General features: G+C 55.4%; 24 protein-coding genes, 2 tRNA genes and 1 other RNA gene. 2 read left to right on the top strand and 25 right to left on the bottom strand.

Annotated elements, in window-relative coordinates; all coding sequences use genetic code 11:
- Positions 1-34: 34 nt before the first annotated feature.
- From holB to BUB44_RS07605, 3 genes are read right to left on the bottom strand one after another with little or no spacing between them, the layout of a single operon-like run.
- Positions 35-1,024: a DNA polymerase III subunit delta' gene (gene holB / locus BUB44_RS07615; RefSeq protein WP_073164765.1), complete on the bottom strand. Its 990-nt coding sequence runs from the start codon at positions 1,022-1,024 to the stop codon at positions 35-37.
- A complete protein-coding gene (tmk, locus tag BUB44_RS07610; protein WP_027357128.1) occupies positions 1,025-1,633 on the bottom strand; it encodes a dTMP kinase in 609 nt (202 codons plus the stop codon).
- Positions 1,630-3,075, bottom strand: coding sequence for an aminotransferase class I/II-fold pyridoxal phosphate-dependent enzyme (locus BUB44_RS07605; RefSeq protein ID WP_073164761.1), 1,446 nt, complete (start codon positions 3,073-3,075; stop codon positions 1,630-1,632). Before BUB44_RS07605 ends, tmk begins: the two co-directional genes overlap by 4 nt.
- Positions 3,076-3,234: 159 nt before the next feature.
- On the opposite strand from BUB44_RS07605, the gene BUB44_RS07600 reads away from it, so the two are divergent.
- Positions 3,235-3,459 (top strand): hypothetical protein, encoded by a 225-nt coding sequence (locus tag BUB44_RS07600; RefSeq protein ID WP_073164758.1) that lies wholly within the window; start codon positions 3,235-3,237, stop codon positions 3,457-3,459.
- Positions 3,460-3,616: 157 nt separating this feature from the next.
- On the opposite strand, the gene BUB44_RS07595 is transcribed toward BUB44_RS07600, so the two are convergent.
- The 22 genes from BUB44_RS07595 to tadA all read right to left on the bottom strand — a co-directional run bounded on the left by BUB44_RS07595 (position 3,617) and on the right by tadA (position 18,574).
- The gene (locus BUB44_RS07595) at positions 3,617-3,877 is read right to left on the bottom strand and encodes a 4Fe-4S binding protein (RefSeq protein ID WP_027357130.1); all 261 of its coding nucleotides are present in this window, start codon (positions 3,875-3,877) and stop codon (positions 3,617-3,619) included.
- A 17-nt stretch (positions 3,878-3,894) separates the two neighbouring features.
- Positions 3,895-4,461 carry a 2-oxoacid:acceptor oxidoreductase family protein gene (locus BUB44_RS07590; RefSeq protein ID WP_073164755.1) on the bottom strand — a complete coding sequence of 189 codons (567 nt, stop codon included), beginning with the start codon at positions 4,459-4,461 and terminating at the stop codon, positions 3,895-3,897.
- A complete protein-coding gene (locus tag BUB44_RS07585; protein WP_027357132.1) occupies positions 4,454-5,218 on the bottom strand; it encodes a thiamine pyrophosphate-dependent enzyme in 765 nt (254 codons plus the stop codon). The genes BUB44_RS07590 and BUB44_RS07585 overlap by 8 nt, the downstream gene beginning before the upstream one ends.
- Positions 5,219-5,244: 26 nt before the next feature.
- Positions 5,245-6,333: a transketolase C-terminal domain-containing protein gene (locus tag BUB44_RS07580; protein WP_073164751.1), complete on the bottom strand. Its 1,089-nt coding sequence runs from the start codon at positions 6,331-6,333 to the stop codon at positions 5,245-5,247.
- Positions 6,334-6,418: 85 nt separating this feature from the next.
- Positions 6,419-7,093 (bottom strand): hypothetical protein, encoded by a 675-nt coding sequence (locus BUB44_RS07575; protein ID WP_073164748.1) that lies wholly within the window; start codon positions 7,091-7,093, stop codon positions 6,419-6,421.
- A 241-nt stretch (positions 7,094-7,334) separates the two neighbouring features.
- A complete protein-coding gene (locus BUB44_RS07570) occupies positions 7,335-7,598 on the bottom strand; it encodes a pro-sigmaK processing inhibitor BofA family protein (protein ID WP_073164744.1) in 264 nt (87 codons plus the stop codon).
- A gap of 73 nt (positions 7,599-7,671) precedes the next feature.
- Entirely contained in the window at positions 7,672-8,274 is a 603-nt protein-coding gene (gene recR / locus BUB44_RS07565) for a recombination mediator RecR (RefSeq protein WP_027357136.1), read from the bottom strand.
- A gap of 11 nt (positions 8,275-8,285) precedes the next feature.
- The gene (locus BUB44_RS07560; RefSeq protein WP_207545634.1) at positions 8,286-8,600 is read right to left on the bottom strand and encodes a YbaB/EbfC family nucleoid-associated protein; all 315 of its coding nucleotides are present in this window, start codon (positions 8,598-8,600) and stop codon (positions 8,286-8,288) included.
- 49 nt (positions 8,601-8,649) lie between these two features.
- On the bottom strand, positions 8,650-10,341 hold the full coding sequence (gene dnaX, locus BUB44_RS07555) for a DNA polymerase III subunit gamma/tau (protein WP_073164741.1): 1,692 nt from the start codon (positions 10,339-10,341) through the stop codon (positions 8,650-8,652).
- A 176-nt stretch (positions 10,342-10,517) separates the two neighbouring features.
- An RNA gene (gene ffs, locus BUB44_RS07550) (signal recognition particle sRNA large type) lies at positions 10,518-10,782 on the bottom strand.
- A gap of 57 nt (positions 10,783-10,839) precedes the next feature.
- Positions 10,840-10,934, bottom strand: a tRNA-Ser gene (locus BUB44_RS07545).
- A gap of 247 nt (positions 10,935-11,181) precedes the next feature.
- Positions 11,182-11,370, bottom strand: coding sequence for a 4-oxalocrotonate tautomerase DmpI (dmpI, locus tag BUB44_RS07540; protein ID WP_027357139.1), 189 nt, complete (start codon positions 11,368-11,370; stop codon positions 11,182-11,184).
- A gap of 68 nt (positions 11,371-11,438) precedes the next feature.
- Positions 11,439-12,221, bottom strand: coding sequence for an ABC transporter ATP-binding protein (locus BUB44_RS07535; RefSeq protein ID WP_114362118.1), 783 nt, complete (start codon positions 12,219-12,221; stop codon positions 11,439-11,441).
- 2 nt (positions 12,222-12,223) lie between these two features.
- A complete protein-coding gene (locus tag BUB44_RS07530) occupies positions 12,224-13,003 on the bottom strand; it encodes an ABC transporter permease (protein ID WP_027357141.1) in 780 nt (259 codons plus the stop codon).
- A gap of 53 nt (positions 13,004-13,056) precedes the next feature.
- Positions 13,057-14,061, bottom strand: a complete 1,005-nt coding sequence (locus BUB44_RS07525; RefSeq protein ID WP_207545633.1) for an ABC transporter substrate-binding protein — start codon at positions 14,059-14,061, stop codon at positions 13,057-13,059.
- An 86-nt stretch (positions 14,062-14,147) separates the two neighbouring features.
- A complete protein-coding gene (gene hisC, locus BUB44_RS07520) occupies positions 14,148-15,260 on the bottom strand; it encodes a histidinol-phosphate transaminase (protein ID WP_073164736.1) in 1,113 nt (370 codons plus the stop codon).
- Positions 15,257-16,354: an iron-containing alcohol dehydrogenase family protein gene (locus tag BUB44_RS07515; protein ID WP_073164733.1), complete on the bottom strand. Its 1,098-nt coding sequence runs from the start codon at positions 16,352-16,354 to the stop codon at positions 15,257-15,259. Before BUB44_RS07515 ends, hisC begins: the two co-directional genes overlap by 4 nt.
- Before the next feature lie 73 nt (positions 16,355-16,427).
- Entirely contained in the window at positions 16,428-16,802 is a 375-nt protein-coding gene (locus BUB44_RS07510) for a DnaJ family domain-containing protein (protein WP_027357145.1), read from the bottom strand.
- A 406-nt stretch (positions 16,803-17,208) separates the two neighbouring features.
- Complete coding sequence (locus tag BUB44_RS07505; RefSeq protein WP_027357146.1) at positions 17,209-17,436, bottom strand: type II toxin-antitoxin system HicA family toxin; 228 nt, start codon at positions 17,434-17,436, stop codon at positions 17,209-17,211.
- A 7-nt stretch (positions 17,437-17,443) separates the two neighbouring features.
- Positions 17,444-17,671, bottom strand: coding sequence for a type II toxin-antitoxin system HicB family antitoxin (locus BUB44_RS07500; RefSeq protein ID WP_027357147.1), 228 nt, complete (start codon positions 17,669-17,671; stop codon positions 17,444-17,446).
- A 353-nt stretch (positions 17,672-18,024) separates the two neighbouring features.
- Positions 18,025-18,117 (bottom strand) — tRNA-Ser (locus BUB44_RS07495).
- 16 nt (positions 18,118-18,133) lie between these two features.
- Positions 18,134-18,574: a tRNA adenosine(34) deaminase TadA gene (gene tadA, locus BUB44_RS07490; RefSeq protein WP_034635248.1), complete on the bottom strand. Its 441-nt coding sequence runs from the start codon at positions 18,572-18,574 to the stop codon at positions 18,134-18,136.
- Between the two features lie 289 nt (positions 18,575-18,863).
- Here tadA and mtaB point away from each other — a divergent pair, with 289 nt between their 5' ends.
- Positions 18,864-20,171: a tRNA (N(6)-L-threonylcarbamoyladenosine(37)-C(2))-methylthiotransferase MtaB gene (gene mtaB, locus BUB44_RS07485; protein ID WP_034635240.1), complete on the top strand. Its 1,308-nt coding sequence runs from the start codon at positions 18,864-18,866 to the stop codon at positions 20,169-20,171.
- Positions 20,172-21,582: the final 1,411 nt, after the last annotated feature.

The raw sequence follows: 21,582 nt of genomic DNA, 5'->3' as shown, positions 1-21,582 counted from the left end.
CATTCCAGCCTGCACAACCAGGCACCGCCGTTCATTAACCGGCGCCAGCCAGGCGCATAAATAGCATTTCCATTGCCAGCCTGGTATTAACATTTGCCAGAAGGGAATCCCTGGTCTTTTCAATTTCTTTAATTACCCTCAACAGCTGGCCGCGGCTATAAATGCGAGCTTCCCTGTCGATCAGAGGAAAAAGGTCCCGGTTGAAAAGCAGTTCCGGCGTCCCGGTTTCCTTACAGACCAGCAAATCCCGGTACCATAACAGGAAAAGTTCCAGGCAGGTCAAAGCGTCTTCCTTATCCCCGGCCACGGCAGCTGCCCGCTGTAAAGCCTCCGCCAGGGACGCCCGGTTTAAACCTGCCGCCAGTTCCAGCATTCTCTGCCGCAGGCCAAAATAACCGCCTTCTGTACCGGCCAGCCGTACGGCCCGGCCGGGGCAGCCCCCGGAGAGCCGGGAGAGCAGTTCCACTTCTTCATCGGGAGCATCCGTCACCCTCTTCAGGATCACGGACACCTGTTCGGGAAGCAGCGGCTGGAAAGTAAGAACCTGGCAGCGGGAAATAATTGTGGGCAGCAAAGCATGCGGACGGTCGGAAATTAAAATGAGCACCGTACCGGCGGGCGGCTCTTCCAGGGTCTTTAAAAGGCAGTTGGCCGCTTCCTGGGTCATCAGATCCGACTGTTCCACCACAAATACCTGCCGCTGCCCCTGGAAAGGAGAAAGGGTAATAAGGCGCAATACTTCCCGTACCTGTCCAATCTTGATGGACGCCCCCTCGGGGACAAGCCGGTGCAGGTCGGGGTGGTTCCGGGCGGCCACCTGCCGGCAATCCCGGCACCGGCCGCAGGCATCCCCCTGTTCGGGGTTCCGGCACAGCAGGGCAGCCCCAAAAGCCAGGGCCGTGGTGGTTTTACCCACACCTTCCGGTCCGGCAAATAAATAGGCATGGCTGGCCCGGTTTTGCTCCACTGCCCGGCGCAGGGCCCGAATTATCTCTTCATGTCCTGTCAGGTCCGCCAGTTTCATTTAAATTCTCTCCTCTACCGCCTTCAAGATCCGCCGGTGGAGTTCGCTGCAGTCCAGGCACCCGTCCAGCACCAGGTAGCGCCCGGGCTCCTGCCGGACAAGCTGCAGGTAGCCCCGGCGTACCCGGTCGAAAAAACCCGGTTCTTCCCTTTCTATGCGGTCCCTGCCCGCCAGCCGGGCCAGGGCCGCGGCAGGCGGCATGTCAAGCAGCACCGTCAGGTCCGCCGTCAACCCTCCCGTGGCCAGAGCGTTAATTTTTTTCAGCTCGCTTAAATCAAGATGGCGCCCGTAGCCCTGGTAGGCCAGGCTGGAATCCACATAACGATCGCTGATTACCACCCGGCCCCGGGCCAGAGCAGGCCGGATGATGCTGGCCACCAGCTCGGCCCGGGCACCGGCGTAAAACAGGGCTTCGGCCAGGGGGCTCAAGCCAGACAGTGCCGGGTCGAGCAAAAGGTTGCGCATTTTCTCCCCCAGCGGGGTACCCCCGGGTTCCCGGGTAAGTACCACCGGGTAACCCCGCCGGATCAGGGCTTCCGCCAGCAGCCGGGCCTGGGTTGTCTTCCCGGCACCATCAATACCTTCAAAAACGATGAAAAAGCCCTTCAACAAACCACCACCCGCAACCTGGCCAGCCCGGGATCTTCAGGGCCATGCACAGGAAACGATAGTTTTCTCACCCATTGCAAATAGTCCACCATTTCCGGACCAATCTCCTCCCCGGGGTAAAGCAGCGGTATGCCCGGCGGCGAAACGCTTACCAGTTCGGCACAAATGTGACCGGCACACTCTTTGAGGGGCAAAGAGCGGCTGGAAGCCAGCCAGGCCTCCCGGGGCGTAAGCTGGACCCGGGGAAGCGGCGGCCGCTCCGGATAAATTTCCGGGGCCCGCCTTCCCCGCTCCCGGCAGGCAATTTCCTGCAGGCCGCGGACAAGAAGGCGGCAGTCCCGGGGAGTGGTGCCTATGCCGATAACAACTACCAGGTTATAATAATCGGCCATTTCCACCTGCACCCGGTAATCCCGGGCCAGAATGCGGGCTGCCTGCAGACCCGTCAGGCCCAGGTCCCGCACACAAATTACCAGCCGGGTGGGATCCAGGCGGGAGGCCCCCGGACGGCCCAGGTGTTCTTCCCCCAGCACGGTTATGCCCGGTAAACGGGAGAGGGCCCGCCTGGTTTCCCGGGCCAGGTCCAGCGCCCTTTCCAGCATATCCCTGCCCCGCACGGCCAGCTGCCGGCGGGCTCCGTCCAGGGAAGCCAGGAGGAGATACGAAGGGCTGCTGCTCTGCAGGAGACTCAAGGCCCGGGCTGTTTTCCAGGCATCTATCCTCTTCCCTTTAAGATGCAGGAATGAAGACTGCGTTAGGGAACCGCCCATTTTATGCATGCTCTGCACGGTGGCATCCACACCGCAGAGCAGTGCTGCCGGCGGGAATTCCTCGTGAAAATGAAAATGTACCCCGTGAGCTTCGTCGGTTACCACAGGCCTGTCCAGCCCGTGGCCCAGTTCCACCAGCCGGGGCAGGTCAGCCGTAATTCCATAATATGTGGGATGGATCACCAGGAGCCCCCTGGCCTGCGGGTGTTCACGCAGGGCCCTGGCAACACTTGCGGGAGCAGGCCCGGCAGCTATACCAAACTCGTCCAGGATTACAGGTTCAAGAAAAACAGGCCTGGCCCCGGAAAATATCAGCCCTCCCAGCACGGACCTGTGGGCGTTGCGGGGAAGCAGAATCTCCTCCCCGGGGCTGCACAGGGCCAGCAACAGCGCCATTATGCCCACCGTGCTGCCGTTAATCAGGAAAAAAGTCTGCCCGGCACCGAAAAGTTCTGCCGCCAGGGCCTGGGCCCGGGCAATAACACCACCTGGCCGGTGCAGATCATCCAGGCCGGGCAACTCGGTGAGATCCAGCTGAAGGATCTCCTTATTTCCCTGCCATTCGGGGAAAATGGCCTGGCCCTGGCGGTGCGCGGGCACGTGCAGGTGGGCGTAATTCCGGGCACAATGGGCATAAAGGGCTGCCAACAGGGGCGCATCCTGCTGGTTCATAAAGTTTTCACCTGTTAATAAGTCAAATTTTTGGTTTGGCAGCTTTATTTTAACATAGCTGCCCTGCGTCATAAAGCATTGCCATTACTTTAATCTTATATCCGGGTAAGGTGGCGGTCAAAATAACTTTAAAGAAAAAAGAAAGGAGAGGCTTTTAAGATGAGAGGTGAAGAAATTGATGTAAAAAGCATTTCCCGTAAGTACAGGACCAACGTCTCCCGCCTGATCCGGGCCTGGAAAAAGGGCCTTTCGGACATGGAAATTGCCAGCACCACCGGTATTGATCCCGCCACCCTGAACAGAATCCGCAGCGATATTGAAATGGCCCACCGGCGCCTGCGCCTGGCCCGGAGAAAGGATTTAAGCCACCTGCTTTATCTCTAGAACCATTGCCTGCATTGCTTCATAGTCTTATAGTAGCTATCATTTCTTTTTAAATTTATGATGCCCGGGCATCGTAATAATTTTGCAACCAGCCCCGCCGTATGGCGGTGCTGTTAAGATAAAGGCCCTTTCCCCGCGGGGAAAGGGCCCTTGATTATCAGCCGGCTTTTTTCTCTTCTTTCTTTTTGCTGACGCTAATGGCACAATCAGGGCAAACTATCTGGCAGATGCCGCAGGCAATGCACTCGTCATTGGGTTCCACCGAAGGAGTGCCGTATACCCCCAGGACATCTGACCAGGAGAGGCATTTTTTGGGGCATTTCTGCATGCATAACCCGCAGCCCTTGCAAAGGCCGGGGAAAATCGTCCAGAAGCCCTTGGCAACTTCTATGGTCCGGGCTTTAAAGTGCTGTGTCATTTACTCACGCCCCCTTCCTAAATAAGTTGAGCCACAAGCTCCATACCCCGCTCCAGGGCCCGGAAATTCAATTCCCGCAATTGGGGGTTCTTTTCAAATTTATATCCCAGTTTTTTCTCAATGGCATTCCGTGCATCTTCCACGGAGATTACCCCTGTAGCCTTGATTACCGCACCCATAATGACGATGTTGAATACCCGGGGGTGCAGTTCCTTTTTGGAAACCTCAATGGCGGGAATGGGCAGGATTTTTTTAGCCTGGGTGGGCAGGGCATCATCGATGCCCTCAATGCTGGAATCATATACAAACAGGGTTTGCGGCCCCACATACTGCCGGGTCCGGTGGACCGCCCGGTCGCTCAAAGCAATTACAATGTCCCCGGTTTGAAATTTGGGCGCCCCAATGGGTTCATCACCGATCTGCAGGTAGGCAATGGAAACGCCCCCGCGCTGCTCCACGCCAAAGTTGGGAATGTACAGGGCTTCGCGGCCTTCCTCATTGGCCGCCTCGGCGATGATCTCCGCCACCGATTGTACCCCCTGGCCGCCTTCCCCGGCCAGAAGGATCTTCACCGCTTTAGCCATTTGCTTCGCCCTCCTTCTGGCCGCCGGGCACTTTTATTTCTCCCACCTTGAAGTACTTGGGCATCTCTTCTTCCACCATCTTCCAGGTTTCTTCGGCGTTGGTGCGCCAGTTCGTCGGACAGGCGGAGAGAACCTCTACAAAGGAAAAACCATTACCGGCCATCTGGTTCTCCAGGGCCTTCTTCAGGTAATTTTTCAGCTGCCGCAGGTTGGCCACCGTACCCCGGGCCACATATGCCCCTTCGCGGGTAATGGCGGCGACCATCTCCGGACCCTGGGTGGGATAGCCGGTTTTTTCCGGATCCCGGCCGTAGGGTGAAGTTTCCGTTTTCTGCCCGGGCAGCGTCGTCGGCGCCATCTGGCCTCCCGTCATACCGTACTGGGTATTATTGACCAGGATTACCGTAATCTTTTCATTCCGGGCCGCAGCGTTTACCAGGTGCTGCGAACCAATGGCGTAACCGCCCCCATCGCCCATATAGGCAATTCCGATAAGGTTGGGATTGGCCCGCTTTAAACCGGTTATAACAGGTGTGGTCCGGCCGTGGTGGGTCTGGATGGTATCCACGTTAAAGAAATCCCAGGCCAGCAGGGAACAACCGATATCACAGCCAAAAACCGCACGATCCTGTATGCCCAGTTCATCAATGGCCTGTCCCAGCGCCTTCAATACCAGGCCGTGGCCGCAGCCGGGGCAAAATTTATGGGGTTTGGTATCTACACGCCAGCTCTTGGGCATGGCAGGTTGTACAGACATCCTAAAGGCCTCCTTTCTCAATTCCTTTAACCGGTAATCTCCTTCACGCGGCTGACCACATCTTCAGCAGTGATGCCCACACCGGGCTTGAAAAGCTCCAGCATTTCCACGGGGCATCCAAAGGCCGCTTCCTTCAGAAGCCGGGCCAGCTGTCCCTGGGCTGATTCCACTACCAGGAATTTCCCGACCTTTTCCGCAGTTTCCCGCAGGGCTTTTACCGGAAGGGGCCGCAGGGTGATGGGGCGGAAATAACCAACCCTGACACCTTCTTCCCGCAGCTCTTTTACAGCAGCTTTACAGGCCCGGGATACTACACCATGGGATACCACCACCAGCTCGGCATCCTCCAGGCCAAAGGCTTCATGCTCGGCTACTTCGGGGGCAATTTTTTCATAGTCCTTGAAGTATCCTTCCAGCACCTCGTATAATTCTTCTTCCACGTTGTAGGTATTGCGCAGTTGCGTGGGAGGCCTGTCCACTCCGGGAACACCGGGTTTGCCTAAAAATGGCTCCGCCTGAACCAGTTCAATACCTCTAATGTCGGGGTCGTAAATGGTGAGGGACTCCCTCATTTTTGCCTGGTAGCCGTCACCCAGGATAAAAGTGGGGAAACGATATTTCCAGGCTGTGTTAAAGGCTTTGATGGTGTAATCAAAAAGCTCCTGGTGATTGGCCGTGGAGTAAACAATGCGCAGGCCCTCGCCGTTGCCCCCCAGCGTGGTCATGGTTACCTCTTGCTGGGAGTAAATTACAGTAGCTGTGGAAGGACCACCCCGCTGCTGGATTACCACCACGGTAGGCAGGCGCATGGCTTCAGCCATGGACATGGGTTCCTGCATCAGGGTGTTACCCGGCCCTGCCGTTGCCGTGAAAGCCTTCCGTCCCGCCAGTACCCCGCCGCAGGTGGTAAAACCGGCGGAAAGTTCATCTTCCGTCTGCAGGAACTCCCGGCCGTACCTGGGTGCCAGGCGGGTCCAGTAGTGCATGATTTCGTTTTGAGGGGTAATGGGATAGCCGTACATAATTTCAGCACCCGCTGCCAGCGCAGCCCAGGCTACCACCTCATTGCCGGTCATAAAGACCCGCTTTTCACCCTCAATTGGTTTGTCAGGCATAAAGACCTACACCTCCTGAAAATCTTATCCTGAAAATGTTCAGTGCGGTTCTCCTGAACATTCCTCTGGCCATTATAAATAAAAGTTACCACAGGGCATGGGGCATGAATCGCTTAATGGGCCAGACCGGGTGACCTGCCGCATCACGGGTGCCGATAACCCGGGCCAGTTCCTCCAGAACAGTGGTGGCCACCACCGGAACGCCCAGTTGCCTGGCGGCTTCGTCCACCATCCTGGCCCCATCCTGAACAAATTCCACGGTGGTTTCATCCCCCAGGTGGCTGTTGTTGATCAGCCCATCCACTCTGCCCAGGGACCGCACATATTCCACAATTTCCTGAACCGAGCCGGTCATGGGCCGGCCTATGTTTACCACCGCAAAAATTTTTAAATCAGGATCGGTAGCTGCACCTTCCACCAGGTTCAGGGTTTTGGCTCCCTCTACGCCATAACCTATATCGAGAATTACATCCCCGGGAAACCTCAGGGCCCAGCGGTTGGCAGGATAAAAAATGCTCCCGGTTTCCCCCAAACCCATCATCTCCCTGGTTTCCCAGGCCACGACATTGATCCCCATTTCCGCCAGCTTTTTTTTGAGCGGCCGCAAAGTATAACATGGCTCTACAATATCCAGATCAACCAGGTTAACCCGCCGGCCGCGGGCAGCCAGCAATAAAGCCCGGTTAACCGCCACTTCGCTCTTCCCGCTGGCATATTCTCCAATATAGGCTTCTACTATCCGGCCGGAAATACACCTCACCCCCGTAAAAAATTGAAGTCAAAAATTTAAAAACTTATATTTACTTTCTAAAAAGACTATAAAGATCACAAGAATGAAAACCGGGACAGCGGGGGGTTACTGTCCCTGACTAACTTATGTTCAATTTAAGGTTTTTTTTATTACATTTGCCATTTCCCAATCCTTACTTAGTATATTGCAAAATGGATTCTACGTCAACACAAGTTAATAATTGCATAATTTTATATATCATAGCAAAAAATCACACAAAAAAGTAATGCAATAAAATTAACAGAAGCACACCGGGTACCTGAAGCAATCCAGCAGTGAGGAGGGTCACCGGGTTAACTGCAATTTTTAGACCCAACTGGCCCAAAATGGTATTGAACAGTAACAATAAAATTCCCCCCACAAGAATACACAATACCAGCTTCAAGCTTAATTTAAAAAACCGGTACAAAACACCGCCCATGAGAAATAAACCTAAAAGCCCCAGACATATTAAAAATATCAGCTTTAATTCCATTATCCCCACTCCTCCCGCCAGCAATCCTGTCCCACGGCATGTATATGGAGCGGGGTGGTAAAATATGCCTTATTTATGTTATTTCCCGGCGGCCCTCCAGGGCCATGGCCAGGGTCATCTCATCGGCATATTCCAGGTGGGCGCCCACGGGCAAACCGTGGGCAATACGCGTTACCTTTAAGCCCAGGGGTTTAATTAACCGGGCCAGGTAAAGGGCGGTGGCATCACCCTCTACATCCGGATTGGTGGCCAGAATTACCTCCCTGATCACTCCCTTATTCAGGCGGGCCAGGAGCTGCTTGATGGTAAGGTCCTCCGGGCCTACCCCCGCCAGGGGGGAAATAGCCCCCCTTAGAACGTGGTAAAGACCCCGGTAACCCCGGGTTTTTTCCATGGCCACCACATCCCGCGGTTCCTGAACCACACAGACCAGCGTGGGATCCCGTTCCGGGTCGGAACAAATCTGGCAAATTTCCCGGTCAGTGAGATTGGCACAAATTGAACAGTAACGCACACTGTCACGGGCGGAAACCAGGGCCCTGGCCAGGTTATGGGCTACTTCCGGCGGGGCGTTCAAAAGATAAAAGGCCAGGCGCTGGGCCGTTTTGGGCCCGATACCGGGAAGCCTGGCGAGTTCTTCAATCAGACGGTTTACGGGGCCGGAAAGGTACCTCACCGTTTTCACCCCTAAAAGAGGCCGGGCAGGTTTAACCCACCGGTCAGCTTGCCCATCTCCCTGGTCACCATTTCCCGGGACTGGTTGAGCGCGCTGTTAACGGCTGTCAGGACCAGTTCCGTCAACATCTCCACATCTTCCGGGTCCACTGCTTCCGGCTTTATTTCCAGGGCCACCAGCTCCTGCTTACCATTTACCACGGCCCTGACAACCCCTCCCCCGGCCGTGGCTTCCACGGTCCGGTTGCCCAGCTCCTCCTGCAGGCGCATCATTTCCGCCTGCATCTTCTGAACCTGCTTGAGCATTTTGTTCATATTACCCATCATAATTTGCTCTCTCCTTTACATTACATTTTTCGCAATTCAACCGGCCTGCTTACCTTTCGTTTATTTCCTCTCCCCCGAACAGCTGGATGGCCGCCGCCGCATCAAGCCGTTCCTCTACCTCCAGCACCTGCTTCTTCTCCGGTGAAGCCTTGCCGTACACTATATTCACCCGCCAGGTCCCCGGGAACAGAGCAGCCAGAACCTCTTCCAGCACCCGGCGGTTTGCCGCTGCCTCCAGCAACTCCTTAAACATATCGTCGGGTTCAAAGGCTACAGTCAGGCAGTTTTCCTCGAGCTGTTCCGGCCAGCCATGGGAAAGGTAATTGTATACAGGAACACTTTTGCTGCGCACCAGGTCGAGGAACTGCGGCCAGCACTGCCTGATCCTGTCCAGGGAAACCCCCTCGCCGTCGTTTCCCGGTGCAGGTTTTCCCGGGGGATTTTCTTTTACTTCCCGCACCCTGTCCCTTCCTACCGCGGCATCCTTTTCACCGGCCTGTGAACGCCCGGCGTTTTTATCCATTATTTCCCGCCGGAGCTGGATCCTTTCCTTCTTTTCCTTTTTTTCTGCCGGGTTCTGCAGCCCACCAGCCTCCAGCTGTTCCAGCCGGGATTCCAGCTGTTCCAGCCTCAAGGCTAAAGCGCTCAGGGAATCAGCCCCGCCGGGGCGGGTGGCTTCCACCAGGGCCACCTCCAGCAGGATACGGGGCTGGCTGGCCCACTTCATTTCCTGTTCCACCCGGGTGAGCAGCTGGAGGACATACAGCAAATGTTCCCGGCTGAATTCATGGCTCCGTTCAAGCAAGCGCTCCTTTTCTCCGGGTAACAGGGCCAGTTCCCGGGAAGGTGAAATCTGGACCAGCATGAGGCGGCGTAAATATGCCGCCAGCTCCTGGACAAAAAGGCGCAGGTCCTTTCCTTCCGCCGCCACGTCCGCTACCAGGTGCAGCAGGCGGTCTGCCCGGCAGGCTGCCAGCGCGCGGGCGGTTTCATCCAGCAGATCGTCCCGGACGGTGCCCATGATCCGGTGAACATTTTCTGCCGTAACAACCATATTACCATAAGCTGCTGCCTGATCCAGGATGCCCAGGGCGTCCCGCAGGCTGCCGCCGGCAGCCCGGGCAATCAGATATAAGGCTTCTTCTTCCACCTGAAAACCTGACCCGTCAGCCACCTTCCGGAGGCGAGCCAGCATATCTTCAAGGGCAATGGGACGGAAGTCAAAGCGCTGGCAGCGGGAAAGAATGGTCAGAGGAACCTTATGCGGTTCAGTGGTGGCCAGCACAAAAACCACATGAGCAGGTGGCTCTTCCAGAGTTTTCAGGAGGGCATTAAAAGCTTCACTGGTGAGCATATGCACTTCGTCAATAATATAAACCCGGTAACCGGATTGGACAGGTGAATATCTTACTTTTTCCCGCAGGTCCCGGATCTCATCTATCCCCCGGTGGGAGGCAGCATCTATCTCCACCACGTCCATGGAGATGCCCGCGCTGATCTCCCGGCACACCGCACACTCATTGCAGGGTTCGGGACCCTGGCGGGTAGAACAGTTCAAGGCTCTGGCCAGGATTTTAGCCGTGGTTGTTTTGCCCGTACCCCGGGGACCGCAGAAGAGGTAGGCATGGGCAACTCTCCCGGAAAGCAGGGCGTTTTGCAGCGTTGTGGTGACGTGTTTTTGCCCAACAACTTCCTCAAAGCGGCCGGGGCGCCACCTGCGGTACAGGGCCTGGTATGACATGGCATCTCAACTCCGCGGATTTGTTGGTGCACCATTATTTAAACTGCAGGATAATTTGCTTTACTCCAGATGCCTTAGCACAAATTCGTCACCGGTGAGTAATTTCCTCTTTAAATTTCCCGGCAATAAAAAATAAAGAACTGCCTTTAAAGCAGTTCGTAACGAAACTTTATTGGCCGTGCACCTGCCGTTGAATGATGACTTCCGGGCGTTACCCCTGCAGGTAGCTCGGGTCAGGCACCCTTGCGGCACCCGGAGGTGCTTCCTTAGTGCTGCTTCCGCCAGGACCTGACACGGTTCAGAAGTCTCCGTCGCGCAAGACCCAACCGTCGTCACCCCTTACAGGGGCCAGACCCCACAAGTCACACCCGCGGGCAGGAATTCGACCCCGCTACAGCGGCTTGCGGGTTCAGGGCACCGCTACCTCCCCGTCTAGCACGGCCAATGCCTCCACCGGTCGCAGGCCACTCGGAACAAATCCTGGACCGTATGTTACAATGGCGGAGAGAGTGGGATTCGAACCCACGAGACAGGCTTTGCACCCGTCTACTCGCTCTCCAGGCGAGCGCCTTCAACCACTCAGCCATCTCTCCACACCATGGCCGTGGCCTACAATAACCGGTATATTGTTTCTCCCAGGAAATATTATAACCATCTTGCTTCAAAAACTCAAGAGGGAGGTATACGGTAAATGCCCACAAGGAAGCATTTACTTTTCTCCCTTTAAATATATTTTATAAAGGCGGGCGACATCTGGCAAGCACCATCGTTATCCAGCCTGAGCGGGCGCCAGATGCAAAAACCCGGGCATTATGCCCGGGGTTATCAGTTTAAGCACCCCTATTTATCCCTGTCTACCAGCAGGACTCCCCCCACGCCCACGTTTTCACGTTCCGTTTCCTGAATAAGAATTGTAAACGCCTGGGTGGGGATATTCATGATTTTGCTGGCCGCCTCGGTAAAGGACTTAACCAGTTCCGCTTTCTGCTCCTTGTTCATCTTCGGGCCGTGAACCATAATTACAGGCATCCTGACACCCCCTTTTCACAGGACTTTTCCGACAGCGTAATTTCCGGTGTGGCGCATTTCCCGCCTATTTAGACCGCTTTCAAGCTTTCCGTCCGGATGAGATCCAGCAAATACTTTTTCAGACGCCAGAATTCGGGATCGTCCTTCATCTCGTAAGTACGGGGCCGGGGCAGGGGAATCTGCACCGTTTCTTTAATTTGCCCGGGGCGTGCAGTCATTATGTGCACCGTATCGCTCAAAAAAACCGCTTCTTCCACATCATGGGTTACAAACAGGATGGTCTTCCGGGATTCCTCCCACACTTTCAGCAGGATCTCCTGCATGATTAACCTGGTCTGGGCATCCAGGGCGCCAAAGGGCTCGTCCATAAGCAATATCTCGGGATCGTTGGCCAGGGCCCGGGCGATAGCCACCCGCTGCTTCATCCCCCCGGAAAGGCTTACCGGGTAGGCTTCTTCAAACCCCTTCAACCCGATCAGTTCTGTGTAATGCTCGGAAATGGCATGGCGTTCTGCCGCCGGTACACCACGCAGCTCCAGGCCGAATTCGATATTGCGCCGCACCGTCAACCAGGGAAAAAGGGTATAGGATTGAAAAACCATCCCCCGGTCCGGCCCGGCTCCCTTAATTTCCCGGCCGTCCAGCAGCACCTTCCCGGCAGTGGGCTCGGTCAACCCGGCTACAATTCGCAGGATGGTGGATTTACCGCATCCCGATGGACCGAGAATGGTCACAAATTCCCCTTCCCGTACATCAAAGCTGGTGGCCTTAAGGGCCTCCACACTGCTGCGGCCGCCGTTAAAAGTTTTGGATACTCCCTGAATACTTAACTTCACGTCTTTAGGCCACACTTCTACGTCCCCCGCCGCTGGTAGGCAAACAAAGTATTGTAGATAAACTTAAAGATTAAGTCGGTAATCATGCCCAGGAGCCCGATGGTCAGGATGCAGACAAATATCTTTCCCGTATGGCCGAACCTGGCTGCATGCATAATGGCATACCCCAGGCCGGAACTTGCCCCCACAATTTCAGCCACCACCAGGTAGGTCCAGGCCCAGCCGAAGGTAATGCGCAGGGTATCTACAATTCCCGGCAGGGAAGCGGGAATAATTACCCGGCTGAAAACGGAAAGCCCCCTGGCCCCCAGGGTATAGCTCACTTCAATGAGCTCAAGGGGCACGTTTTTGGTCACATCCATGATCATGAGCACCTGCTGAAAAAAGGTCCCCCAGAAAATAACCATGATCTTTTCCGGCTCACCAAGGCCCAACCACAGGATAAACAGGGGGATAAAAGCCGAAGCAGGCATATAGCGGATAAAGCCAAACATGGGCTCAAAAAATCCCAGGGCCCACTTCCAGGTGCCCATGAGCATACCCAGGGGAACCGCAATCACGGCTGAGAGCAGGAAGCCGGAGGTAACGCGAAAGGTGCTGACCAGGGCATGTTCGAAGAGTGAGCCATCCCGGATCATCTCTACCGCCGTCCGGGCCACTTCACCGGGGGTCGGCAGTAAAGATGCCGGCACCAGTTGCCCGTAGGCCAGCAGGGACCAGATAGCAAACAGAAGGGCAAAATGTGCGGCCCCCAGGGTGCCGTATAAAGATTTGTTAATTTCCTGCCGCAATAACATTGTCCAACCTCGTTATACTGGCGCAAAAAGGCGCCGGATATTAAGCTGATCAGTTATTTAGTAACATTTTTTAAGTAGCTGCCGTCAATCATTTTATTGACATCGGGTTTGTTGTTGATCACCTTCTTATCATAATAGAAGTCCACTGCTTTCTGCAAGGTATTCTGGATTCCGCCATCGAAAAACTTGAGGTTATCCTCCAGGCTGTACAGGCGGATGCCATCCATAAAAGTCTCCGGGTCCATATCCATCGCCCTGGCCATGATTTCTACGGCTTCTTTCTGGTTCTGGGCAAAGAATTCCATAGCCTTGGCCAGGCCATTCACCAGGGCCTGCATCTCCCGGGGGTGGCTTTCGGCAAAATCCCTGCGGAATGCTACCGCGTCAACAATCAAACCCGGCGTTTCCTTGGAGGTTATGATCAGATTGCCCTTGCCATCTTCAATTCCCCTGGACAGCCAGGGTTCCCAGGTCACCGCCGCATCCACTTTCCCGGCAACGAAGGCCTGCCCGGCATCCCCGGCACTGCCGGACTGCACCATTACAATGTCGTCCTCGCTCAAGCCGGCTTTTTCCAGGCAGTTCAGCAGGAAGAAGTGACTGGTGGTACCCACATCCAGGGCCACGGTTTTACCTTTCAGGTCGGCCACCGACTTTATATCCTTCCTGGCTACTATACCGTCGCCGCCATAGGAGTCGTCCAGTGCCCAGACAATTGTCAGCGGTACTCCTTCCGCTTCCAGGGTGGACTCAATATCCAGGGTGGTCGCAACTCCATCCACCTTGTTGCCCTTCAGGGCTGCCTTTCGCTCGGCCAGGCCCTGAATAACGGAAATCTCCACCTCCAGACCTTCCTCCTTGAAAAAGCCCTTGTCACGGGCTAAAAACAACGGGCCGTACCCCGGCCAGGTAGGCAGGGTCAGGCGTACTTTCTCCAGCTTTTGCTCCTGACCGGTACCCGCCTGTTGTTGACCGGTTTCCTGTCCCCCACAGCCGGCTGCAATGAGGGTCAGAATAAGGATCAGGGATAAAACCGCCAGCTTGCCCAGTTTGTTCACCTTAATTCTCCCTCCCATATAAAGTTTTAATATTTTAGCGCAATAAACTGTTCGACAAAAAAAACTTTTTTCCTTTAAACAGGTAATTAACTTCTCCTGGAATTTTTAGCCATCAGGGCTTCCACCAGAGCCCTGTTTTCTTCCGGCCGGCCCACAGTAATGCGCAAACAGGTGGGCAGGTTAAATCCATGGCCGGGACGGACTATAATTCCCCGTTCCACCAGGTAATCAAATACGCCCCTGCCATCCTCCCCCGTATCCACCAGCAGGAAGTTGGACTGGCTGGGAACAACCTTCCAGCCGCAGGCTGACAACTGTTCAGTTAGCCACTGCCGCTGTTCCCTGTTGTACCTGCGCATGGTTTCTACATACGTACGGTCGCGAAAAGCAGCCAGGGCGGCCGCCTGCCCCAGAACACCTGCATTAAAGGGTGGACGGACCCGATGTACCCGGGCCACGAGGCCGGCATGGGCAAGCAAATAACCCACCCGGGCCGCTGCCAGGCCGTATATTTTGGAAAAGGTGCGCATCACCAGCAGGCGGGGCTCAGCACCAAGGAAAGGTATGGCGGTATAACCCGCCGGGTCGTCGGTATACTCATTATAGGCCTCATCCACCGTCACCAGCACCCGCTCCGGCAGCCGCCGCATAAACGGTAAAAGCTCGGACGCGGGAAAAGCCGTACCGGTAGGGTTGTTGGGGTTGCAGATAAAAATCAGTTTCGTTTTTTCTGTAACAGCCGCCGCTACCTTTTCCAGGTCAATGCGATAGTCGTTTAAGGGAACGGTAACCGGTACAGCGCCGGCCAGGTGAGCAGCCGCAGCGTAGGAGCCAAAAGTGGGAGAAGGAATTATTACTTCATCCCCCGGATCAAGGAAGGCCAGGGCTACCAGGTTGATTATTTCATCGGCACCGTTGGCCAGGAGAATCTGCTCCGGTGACAGGCGGTAAAAATCTGCCAGTTCCTGGCATAGAGCGCGGCCGTAAGAATCGGGATAACGGTGCATGGACGCAGCCGCCTCCTGCACGGCCCTTACTGCCGCGGGAGAGGGGCCATAAGGGTTTTCATTGAAAGAAAGCTTGTACACCCGCTCCCGGCCCAGGCGAGCCCGGAGCTCTTCCAGGGGGAGATCCGGGATTTCCTCTGGAAAGGCCTGCACGGCGGCGGTCCGCCGGGCGGCCAGCAGCTCGGGTTTCATATGCTTGTCCCACCACTCTTTCGTCCCAACTCATCAGCAGACAGCAGGGCCTGTACCAGCATATTTTCATCAACGGTAAAGGGCAGGTTTTGAATATCTTCCGTAGCCAGGGCGCCGGCCGCTACCGTATGCAGTTGCTGAGATGTAACATGTTCAAGCCCCAGATCGGCAAAGGTTACAGGTAAACCCAGCTTCCGGTAATAACCGATCAGTTTCTCTGCTTCAGCATAATTATTTTCCAGCATCAACTGAACCAGAATGCCAAAGGCCACGGTTTCCCCATGGCAGCGCCCGTGGGTTTCCGGGAGGCAGGTAAGGCCGGAGTAAACCGCGTGGGCGCCCGCCGTGCGGCACTCATCGCCCCCCAAACCGCTGACCAGGCCGCTGACCATGATTATGGCATCAACCACTTCGGCCAGGGGTACGTTAACCTCCTGGAGCCTGGCCGCCTCCAGGGCGGCTTCACCATGCAGGACCAGTATTTCCCGGGCCACCGCCGCCAGCTGCAGGGCACTGCGAATTACGGCGGAATCACCACGGTTCCGGGCGGTTGCTTCAAGCTCATACCATTTGGCCAGGGTATCCCCGATGCCGGCAATCAAAAATACGGCCGGGGCCCGGGCAATGGTAGCCAGATCCACCAGTACCATCTCCGGTACGCGGGCCTGCCGGGATATCTCCTGAAAAACACCCTGCTCGTTATAGACAATAGAAATACCGGTAAAAGCCGCGCAGGTGGCAGCTATAGTGGGAACGGTCACCACCGGTACACCGGCGACCCAGGCTGCACTCTTGGCCGTATCCAGGGCTTTACCCCCGCCCACGCCAATGAGCATCTCCGCCCCGGCATCCCGCACGGCGGCAGCCAGCTTTTCAATATTAACCGGGGAGCATTCTCCTCCATACCATACCAGGCCGGCTACCTCCCTGCCTGCTTTCCTTAACCCTGCCGTCAGGCGCTCCCCGGTAACCTGGAGGGCGGTTTCCCCACCGGCAATCAAGACCCGCCGTAATGACGGGGGCAACAACTCCCCCAACCTCTCCAGCACCAGTTCATCCCGTACATATTTAGTTGGCGCAAGGCAGCGTTGCATAAATATTAATCACCCCAAATCATAATTCGGGGTGCTTCGACAAATACCTTCTTCGATATGGGCAATTTATTCCCTAAAATCCCCTTCCCAGCTTTCTATAAATTTTTTCCCTGTAATATCTTACAGCGGCATTCGTGCCCCTTCTTTCCATGAGCAGGTTGAACCGCAATATTTTTTCGTTTAATTTTCTGGTCAGTTGCTGTTTTTCTTCTTCCTGGTAACAAAGATCAACCAGCTGTTTCAGGGACATGATCTCCCTGTGCAGCTCGAGTTCCGGGGGCAGTACACCGGCATTTTTTAAAATAAGGTAGGAGGCCCGGAGCTCCTCGGGAACCCCGGACAGATCGTCCAGCTGCAGGGGCCTGCCCCTGCCGGGCAGGTTGTCAAACTCTCCCCTTTCCATGGCTTCCCGGATCTTATTTTCGGCAATTATCGCCACAATATCCATTCTTCCACCTCCACCGGCCGCTGGCCAATCACCCGCTGCCTGCTTTATCCTCCCGGGAAGTTCGTAAGCGGGGTCGGGACACCCCGTCTATCTAAAAAAACGCCTCCCTTTAACAGGGAGGCAGCAGCGAAACCAGGTCAAATCACTTGGTCCGACACATCAGGACGAAAAAATGGCGGAGAGAGTGGAATTCGAACCCACGAGGCAGGTTTTGGCCCGCCTACTCGATTTCGAGTCGAGCAAACAGATTCAAATCCCTCAAACCCGCACTATGTCTGAACTTCTCGTTTACTGCCTCCCACTAGTTTAGCTCGATTCGGTTTTTCAAAAAATTTCACTTCGCGGAATCGAGTTAAGTATCTTTCTTCACTATGTCTTTCTTCTCTATGCTTTCGCAAAATACTGTTCAAGCAAGAAGGTTTTTAAACTCGTCAACGGTTAGTCCAGCCTGCCTTAAGATAGACCTCAAAACTCCCTGCTTTATGTCCCTGTTACCGTGAAAAGGGACGATAGCCCTTCTGCCGTCTGGGTGGCGGAGAATATAATGGCTCCCGGTCACATGGTCAACTTCAAAGCCAACTTTCTGCAGGGCAGCAATGACTTCCCTCGCTTTAAGAACAGGTAACTTCCTCATATTTAATTTAGGCCACGTCCACTGTAATAGTCTCTACTTCCGCTTTCTCAAAGCCAAAGGGTAGCGGCTCTCCATGTTTTTTCAGGCTCTCGATGTACCCTCTTATGGCGTCCTCAGCCATTGCCAGGGCTTCTTCCCTCGTTTCCCCCTGGGTGACGCAACCCGGCAGTGCCGGTACAGAAGCAATATAGCCTCCTTCTTCGGCGGGTTCGAGGTAAACAATAAAGCGGGCCATGTTCTTCCCTCCCAAGACGTATTTCAGCCCTTACATAGTATGCCTTGGCGAAGCAAGATTTAGCTTTTCTATGGCTAAAACCCTGCTCAAGTAGAGGCGTTTCTCAAAAGCTTCAGCTTTTGCCTCACCCGGTAGCGGTGGCTTTTGGCCGAGTGCTTGCAAGTAGGAGAGCAATATTCTTTGCTTCTCTCCCAAGTGGCAGGCACCTCCCCAAGGAACTTCACTACTTTTCTCTCTGCCATAAAAAGCATGCCTCCCTTCAACTGGGGAGGCAGTAGCGAGTCGAGTTAACTCATTGGGCTTCGCTAGCTTAACTCGATTCGTGCATTTCTAGCAGTTCCCATGGCATAAAATGGCGGAGAGAGTGGGATTCGAACCCACGAGGCCGCTTTTGGCAGCCTACTCGATTTCGAGTCGAGCGCCTTAAACCACTCGGCCATCTCTCCGTTATAATCCTTCCTTTTACCTGTCTTTTTGCCTTAACTCACGAAAGAACCTCTGGATAATGGCCGCACATTCATCGGCCAGTACACCGGAAACAACTTCCAACCGGTGGTTGAACCGGGGCTCCCTCACTATATCCATAACGGAATCCACCGCTCCTGCCTTCGGGTCCCTGGCCCCGTAAACCAGCATTCGCACCCGGAACTGCACCATGGCACCGGCACACATGGGACAGGGCTCAATGGTACTGTACAGGACGGTATCCACCAGGCGCCAGTCCCCCAGACAACGGGCTGCTTCCCGCATGGCCAGAATCTCCGCATGAGCGGTACTGTCTTTAAGGGTCTCCCGGAGGTTGTGTCCCCGGCCTATGATTTTATCTCCCAGCACCACTACCGCCCCGATGGGCACTTCGCCCATTTCATAGGCTTTTTGCGCCTCGGCCAGAGCCTCCAGCATGTAGCGGCGATGATCCGTCAACCATCCCCCCCACCGGAATACCCGGAATGCTTCTTACCGGCAGAGTTATTTTAACATAGCAGCCCTACCCTTGACAACCCGCGTTTCCGCTAAACCCCGCTCAAACGCAGCCAATCCGTCCCGCACGGGCGCGGAAGTCCCCGAAAGCGGCAAACGGAAACCCGCCCGGTGAAACCGGATGACAAACCAGATTAGGAAAAGCAGACAATGTGGTATAATTTTAAGGGTCCTGTAACGGAGCAAATGTCCGATGGCGGAGGGAACGTCATTGTCCTATACCTTCAAGGTTAAAACCCTTGGCTGCCCGGTCAACCAGCAGGAAGGGCGGGCTCTGGAGCTGGCCATGCAGGAAGCAGGTTTTTCCCCGGCGCAAAAAGCAGCCGATGTTTATATTATCAACAGCTGCGTGGTAACCCGGTCCGCGGCAGCCGAAGCCCGACGGCTGGCCAGCCAGGCTAAAAAAGAGAATCCCCGGGCTCTGGTGGTTCTGGCCGGATGCTACCCGCAGGTGTACTGGGAGGAAATAAAGGAAAAACTTCCTTTTGTGGATATTATCATCGGCACCACCGGTAGAACCCGGCTGCCGGCCATTATAGCCCGTGAGCTTGCCCGGTGCCAGCGGGAGCAAAAGATAATCATTACGGAACATGAGCCGGGTGAAAGTTTTGAGGATTTCCCCCTGACCGGCAACTACGGCCGCACCCGCCCCGTCATTAAAATCCAGGAGGGTTGCGACGAGGCCTGCACCTATTGTATTGTCCGGAAAGCCCGCGGGTTACCCAGAAGCCTGGCACCGGAAAAGGTAATTGCCCGGTTGGAACATTTTGCAAACATGGGTTACCGGGAGATAGTCCTGGCCGGCACCCACCTGGGGGCGTATGGTAAGGATCTGCCCGGATGGAACCTGGCCCGCCTCATAAGGGAACTGGACGCTCTCCCCTATCCGTTCCGCCTGCGCCTGAGCTATATCGAACCTATGGATTTGCACCCGGAGTTTTTACAAACCATAGCCCGTTCCCGCAAAGTCTGCCCGTTTTTGTACCTGCCCCTCCAGAGCGGTTCAGACCGTATCCTCCAGAAAATGGGGCGCAGGTACAGGAGCGGGGACTTTGCCCGTCTGGTGCAAAAGGCAAGGGAATTAATCCCGGACCTTTCCATCTGGACGGATTTAATCGTGGGCTTTCCCGGGGAAACGGAAGATGATCACCGGCAGACCATGGACCTGGTTGAGGAGCTGGCTTTAAGCCACCTGCATGTGTTTCCCTACTCACCACGACCGGGAACGGAGGCCTTCAGTTTCCCCGAACAGGTAGCCCCTGATATTAAAAAAAGAAGGGTCCGGGAACTGCGTGCCCTTGACGAAAAACTTTCCCTGCGCTTTCACCGGCAGCTGGTGGGCAAACAGGTGCAGGTGCTGGTGGAAAAGGTGGAAAACCCGGGGGAAGGATTATCGGAACATTACGTGAGGGTACGGTTCCCGGCTGCCGCTGCGGAACTGAAGGGCTCCCTGGTGCAGGTTCAGGTTACGGCTGCGGCACCCTGGGGAGTGGAAGGGCACCTGGTAAAAAAACAGTAAAATTCCCCAAAGCACGCAGGACAGAAAGCCATAAATAGCAGGCCCCGCAAATCCTTGCGGGGCTTCAGGCTGTCGATAAAGTGCCCCCGGAGATTGCCCTGGTTTTAGTCGTCGCTCCCGGGTCGTATCGCTTGCCGGGCCAAAAGGCCCCGGCTCCGGTCTTCGGCGGGTACCGGCCACACTCACACATCCTGTGTTCAGGTAGCCTCCGCGGACATCCGGTCCGCGGCACGTGACCTGGCCCGGCAGCGCTCACTCCAGGTCCTCATCCTTTAAAACCAGGGCACATAAAGTTTGTCTACAAGCGGAAGCCCCGCAAATTATTGCGGGGCTTATCTTTTTCTGGTGCGCCCGGAGGGACTCGAACCCCCGACACGCGGTTTAGGAAACCGCTAAAAGCCCTTTGTATAGTTTAGCGAAGTTTGTAAAGGCTTGATTTGACTGGTGTTGTTAGAAGCTACCAGGGAATAAATGGGTGTGTTTTGGCCTCGTTTTAGGGTGTTTGCTCCCAATCTGCTCCCAAATTGCTCCCAAAGCGAAAAACCGGTTTCGCTTACAGCCATGCGGCCTCCGGGGCTTGCTGCTCCCAAAATGAATGATGGGAGCACGCACCAGCAGAAAGGGCTTCGTAATTTCTTGGCCGGCCGCCCTCCCGGAAGGACCCAGCCGAAACACTAGTATTCAACACTAGTGCCCGCACCCCTATTGCTACGTTTGGTTTTAAGGGGTATTTGTCGCGGGCAAAGGTTTTATACTTACCCCTGGGGAATCCCCCCTGAAATGCGCTTCTACGCGGTCTGGAGGGGCATTTTACCGGGGTGGATGTGGCCGGGCAGGAAGGGGCCTTTTCACCGGGGCGGGCAGGGGACCATCGTTACGGTGATACCCGTCATAACCTGAAAACCTTTCCTGTACGTGTTACCTTCTTCGTGGCTGTGTGCATTACCCTGCCGGACCATTGCCAGGAAGTGTCCCAAAAGAGGGCCTTTTCCCCTGGAGGCCGCATTTCATCCGGGGTTGGCGGGCCTTTTGCCTCCCGCCTGCTTCGGTGTGGCTTGTTCGAGAGAAATAGCCATGCCAGCGTAGCAGAAAAAGGGGTAGGGAACGGCAGTCCAGGGAAACAGCAGTTAAAACTTACCTGTGACCGGTCAGGGTATGCTTCCTGTTTCCACCCTGGCTGTTGGTGCGAACATTGCTTCGCAAACTTCGCACCCAAAAGCCAGTATTGGTTATGGCGGAAATGGGGCGGGCCGGAAACTGCCCGCCGAAACGCCGTAAAATGGCCTACAAAGGCACGAAAAAGGCCGGGCAGGTATGATTACCTTTCCCGGTCAACACCCCGCCTCTCAGGGCCATTTCTGCGTTATTCCAGCGGCCAGCGGTAGACCAGCACCCGGCCGGTGAGGATGTT

Origin of the sequence: Desulfofundulus australicus DSM 11792, from assembly GCF_900129285.1 — a bacterium.
Lineage (GTDB): Bacteria > Bacillota > Desulfotomaculia > Desulfotomaculales > Desulfovirgulaceae > Desulfofundulus > Desulfofundulus australicus.
Note: the sequence above shows the minus strand (reverse complement) of the source record. Positions and strands in the feature narration are given on the sequence as shown.

Coding starts and splice junctions, on each gene's coding strand:
- tadA (WP_034635248.1), bottom strand. CDS start 18,574: ATGCTGGAGGCTCTGGCCGAGGCGCAAAAAGCCTATGAAATGGGCGAA.
- BUB44_RS07570 (WP_073164744.1), bottom strand. CDS start 7,598: ATGGAATTAAAGCTGATATTTTTAATATGTCTGGGGCTTTTAGGTTTA.
- BUB44_RS07515 (WP_073164733.1), bottom strand. CDS start 16,354: ATGCAACGCTGCCTTGCGCCAACTAAATATGTACGGGATGAACTGGTG.
- BUB44_RS07530 (WP_027357141.1), bottom strand. CDS start 13,003: ATGTTATTGCGGCAGGAAATTAACAAATCTTTATACGGCACCCTGGGG.
- BUB44_RS07590 (WP_073164755.1), bottom strand. CDS start 4,461: ATGGCTAAAGCGGTGAAGATCCTTCTGGCCGGGGAAGGCGGCCAGGGG.
- dmpI (WP_027357139.1), bottom strand. CDS start 11,370: ATGCCTGTAATTATGGTTCACGGCCCGAAGATGAACAAGGAGCAGAAA.
- BUB44_RS07580 (WP_073164751.1), bottom strand. CDS start 6,333: ATGCCTGACAAACCAATTGAGGGTGAAAAGCGGGTCTTTATGACCGGC.
- BUB44_RS07500 (WP_027357147.1), bottom strand. CDS start 17,671: ATGGCCCGCTTTATTGTTTACCTCGAACCCGCCGAAGAAGGAGGCTAT.
- dnaX (WP_073164741.1), bottom strand. CDS start 10,341: ATGTCATACCAGGCCCTGTACCGCAGGTGGCGCCCCGGCCGCTTTGAG.
- BUB44_RS07510 (WP_027357145.1), bottom strand. CDS start 16,802: ATGGATATTGTGGCGATAATTGCCGAAAATAAGATCCGGGAAGCCATG.
- BUB44_RS07605 (WP_073164761.1), bottom strand. CDS start 3,075: ATGAACCAGCAGGATGCGCCCCTGTTGGCAGCCCTTTATGCCCATTGT.
- holB (WP_073164765.1), bottom strand. CDS start 1,024: ATGAAACTGGCGGACCTGACAGGACATGAAGAGATAATTCGGGCCCTG.
- BUB44_RS07560 (WP_207545634.1), bottom strand. CDS start 8,600: ATGATGGGTAATATGAACAAAATGCTCAAGCAGGTTCAGAAGATGCAG.
- BUB44_RS07600 (WP_073164758.1), top strand. CDS start 3,235: ATGAGAGGTGAAGAAATTGATGTAAAAAGCATTTCCCGTAAGTACAGG.
- BUB44_RS07505 (WP_027357146.1), bottom strand. CDS start 17,436: ATGAGGAAGTTACCTGTTCTTAAAGCGAGGGAAGTCATTGCTGCCCTG.
- hisC (WP_073164736.1), bottom strand. CDS start 15,260: ATGAAACCCGAGCTGCTGGCCGCCCGGCGGACCGCCGCCGTGCAGGCC.
- BUB44_RS07595 (WP_027357130.1), bottom strand. CDS start 3,877: ATGACACAGCACTTTAAAGCCCGGACCATAGAAGTTGCCAAGGGCTTC.
- BUB44_RS07585 (WP_027357132.1), bottom strand. CDS start 5,218: ATGTCTGTACAACCTGCCATGCCCAAGAGCTGGCGTGTAGATACCAAA.